Genomic DNA, 3,132 nt, shown 5'->3' with positions numbered 1-3,132 from the left:
CCCATGGATGGCTCGTCCATGAGGACGAGGCGGGGCGCCGCCATGATCGCTCGCCCGATGGCCAGCATCTGCTGCTCGCCGCCGCTGAGCGTGTTGGCGAATTGTTTCCTGCGTTCGGCGAGCCTGGGAAAGGCTCCGCAGATGGCGTCGAAATCACGCCTGACTGCGGCGGCGTCGGCGCGGAGGTATGCTCCGATCTTGAGGTTTTCCTCGACCGTGAGTTCCGGGAACACGTGCCTGCCCTCCGGAACATGTGCGATGCCCCGTTCGACGATCTGCTTCGGCGTCAGGTTCTGGATGGGCTCGCCCTCGAAGACGATCTGCCCCGAGCTTGGGCGCACAAGTCCGGAAATCGTCCGAAGTATCGTGCTCTTCCCCGCGCCGTTCGAGCCTATGATGCAATTCACCGTGCTTGACGGGAATGACAGGGACACGTCGTTGACCGCGATCGCGCGGCCGTAGTGGACACTGAGATTCCTGAGCTCGATCACGCGGCGCTCCCGAGATAGGCCGCCATGACCTCAGGGTGACGCCGGACCTGCTCCGGAGTGCCTTCGGTCAGCACGCTGCCGAAATTCAGAACCGTGATTACGTCGCAGAGGCGCATCACCGTCCTCATGTCGTGTTCCACGAGCACGATCGTCGTGCCGTCTTCGCGGATGCGCCCCAGCATCTCCGCCAATCGGTTTTTCTCCGAGGCGGTCATTCCCGTGAACGGTTCGTCGAGGAGCAACACGCGGGGATTCGCCGCCAATGCGATCGCAATCCCGAGCACCCGCTGCTGGCCATGGGACAAGTCTTTGGCGGCTACGTTCCGCAGGTCGGACAGCCGGGAATAGTCCATGATAGCGGCGGCCCCCTCCCGCCGCGAACTCCTGGCGGCCGGCGTCTCGAAGAGCCAATCCGTCCACGGTGACGAGCTCTCCGCGAGCATGCCGTTCGCGATGTTCTCCTCCACGGTGAGGTCGGCGAACAGAACGGTGCCCTGAAACGTCCTCACCAGCCCCTTGCGAGCTCGGGCGCTTGTCGGGAGATGCGTTATGTCCTCTCCGTCGAGCTCTACCCGCCCCATAGTGGGTCGGTAGAAACCAGTGATGAGGGAAAACAGGGTTGTCTTCCCCGCGCCGTTCGGCCCGATCAGTCCGTGTATCGAACCTGGCTCTACGGAAAAGGTGGCCTTGTTGACAGCCACCAGACCCCCGAAGGCCTTGGTCACCTCGTGGAGCGACAGGATCGGCATCAAGCGCCTCCCTCGGAAGAAACCGGGGCAGCCTTGGACACGCCGCGGCCGTAGAGGCCTGTCCAGCCGACCAATCGCTCCAAGCCCTGAGGGAAGAACAGCATGACCAGAATGAGAATCACGCCGTACACGCCGGGCCGAAGCCCCTCGGCGAAACGAAGCGATTCGTCGAAGGCCATCAGGACAATGCCGCCGACGATCACGCCAAAGAACGTCCGCGTCCCGCCGACGATCGCCCAAATCATGAGATAGAGGGCGAAGTTGAGGCCGAACCTGTTCGGGGTGACCGACCCGAAGGCATACGCCAGGAGAACACCTGCGATCCCGGCGAAAGCCGCCGCTATGACGAAGGCAATGCGTCGATAGCCGCGCGTGTCGATGCCGACCGACTGGGCGAGGACATCCTGTTGCTCGATAGTCTTCCAGACCTTGCCCAGGCGAGACTGTTCGAGCCGCCAAATGAGCACCAGGCATGCCGCTACGATCGCCAGAGTCAGGAAATAGTAAGTCTCCGGCCGTCCGAAATCGATCTGGATGCCGCCGAAGTCGAAATATGGCGCGGAGATGCCGGAGAATCCCCTCGTGCCCCCGAAATACGTGAATTTGCGCCACAGGAGCCGGATCGCTTCCGAAGCGGCGAAAGTGCCCATCAGGAAATAGAATCCTCGCATCTTTAGGAGCGGGATGCTCAGCACCGCCGCTATCGCGGCGGCGGCGATGCTTCCAGCCACCAGGGAAACAGGGAAGGATGCGCCGTGGTCCTTGACCATGATCGCCGCGGTATAGGCACCGGCACCCTGGAGAACGACATGGGCGAACGACCATTCCCCCGTCAGCACCACGATCCTGTAGCTCGATAGCATCAGGACCATGATGGCGATCTCGGTTGCGAAGGACACGTAGTAGTCTCCCGCGACGAAAGGCACCGCGCAGGCGGCGACGGCAAGGACGGCCGTGAGGATCGCGTTACCTGGATTTGATCTAGCCATGGCTCAAACTTTCTGGGCCTTGCCCATAAGGCCGCTGGGCTTGACGATAAGCACAGCGAGCATGAGGCAAAGGCCGGCGATGTTGGCGATGGTGGTGTCGAAATAGGCGGAAACGAAGGTGAAGAAGGTCGAGTAGACCACAGCAGCGACGATCGCCCCCTCCATCGATCCTATGCCGCCAAGGATAATGACGATGAAGGCGGTGATGATCACCGGCTGCCCCATGAACGGGCTTATGCGGACGATGGGTGCCATCAAGGACCCGGCTGCGCCGGCGAGCGCCGCGCCGAGCGCCATGGCGGACATCGATGTCCTGCCGATCGAAATGCCCTGAAGGTTGGCCGCATCCTTGTCTTGTGCCACGGCCCTAAGCGCCCAGCCGAATTTCGTGGTGCGCAAAACCACGGTCAGGGCCGTGAGAATAAGCACAGCGGCCACGATTACGACGATCCTGTGCCAGGGCACATTGAACCCGCCAAGACTGACGACGCCCGAGACGGGAGCGTCGACCAGAAGATTGCTGTTGATCCCAAAGAACCAAGTGGCCGCGGTCTGCAGGATCAGCAGGACGCCGATGGTGACGATGAGCGCCCCCATCGGATTATCCCGCAATCGTCGCAAAAGCAGAATTTCGATCGCCGCGCCGATCACGCCGGTTACCAGTATCGCGGCGGCAAATCCCACCCAATAGCCCGCCCCGAACGAGGTGCCGACGAGCCACGTCGCATACGCCCCGACCATGTACAGCTCTCCATGCGCGAAGTTCTCGATGCGCATAACCCCGAATATCAGGGCCAGCCCGACAACCACGAGCGCAGTGGACGCGCTCGCCATCGCGGAGTTCAGAACGGTCTCTACAAGGAACTGCATTGGATTCAGCCAGCGCGGTCAACGCTTCTGGTC

4 protein-coding genes are annotated in these 3,132 nt (G+C 62.0%); all 4 read right to left on the bottom strand.

What is annotated here, in order from left to right:
- Nucleotides 1-491, bottom strand: a 491-nt coding sequence (locus tag EOD07_RS28410; RefSeq protein WP_164772613.1) for an ABC transporter ATP-binding protein, incomplete at its 3' end; no start/stop codon positions are given.
- The gene (locus tag EOD07_RS28405) at nt 488-1,240 is read right to left on the bottom strand and encodes an ABC transporter ATP-binding protein (protein ID WP_127237734.1); all 753 of its coding nucleotides are present in this window, start codon (nt 1,238-1,240) and stop codon (nt 488-490) included. The genes EOD07_RS28405 and EOD07_RS28410, both read right to left, overlap by 4 nt.
- Nucleotides 1,240-2,229 (bottom strand): branched-chain amino acid ABC transporter permease, encoded by a 990-nt coding sequence (locus EOD07_RS28400; protein ID WP_127237733.1) that lies wholly within the window; start codon nt 2,227-2,229, stop codon nt 1,240-1,242. The genes EOD07_RS28405 and EOD07_RS28400 overlap by 1 nt, the downstream gene beginning before the upstream one ends.
- 3 nt (nt 2,230-2,232) lie before the next feature.
- Nucleotides 2,233-3,099, bottom strand: a complete 867-nt coding sequence (locus EOD07_RS28395; RefSeq protein WP_127237732.1) for a branched-chain amino acid ABC transporter permease — start codon at nt 3,097-3,099, stop codon at nt 2,233-2,235.
- Between the last annotated feature and the right edge of the window lie 33 nt (nt 3,100-3,132).

This window comes from Mesorhizobium sp. M2C.T.Ca.TU.002.02.1.1 (assembly GCF_003997225.1).
Note: the sequence above shows the minus strand (reverse complement) of the source record. Positions and strands in the feature narration are given on the sequence as shown.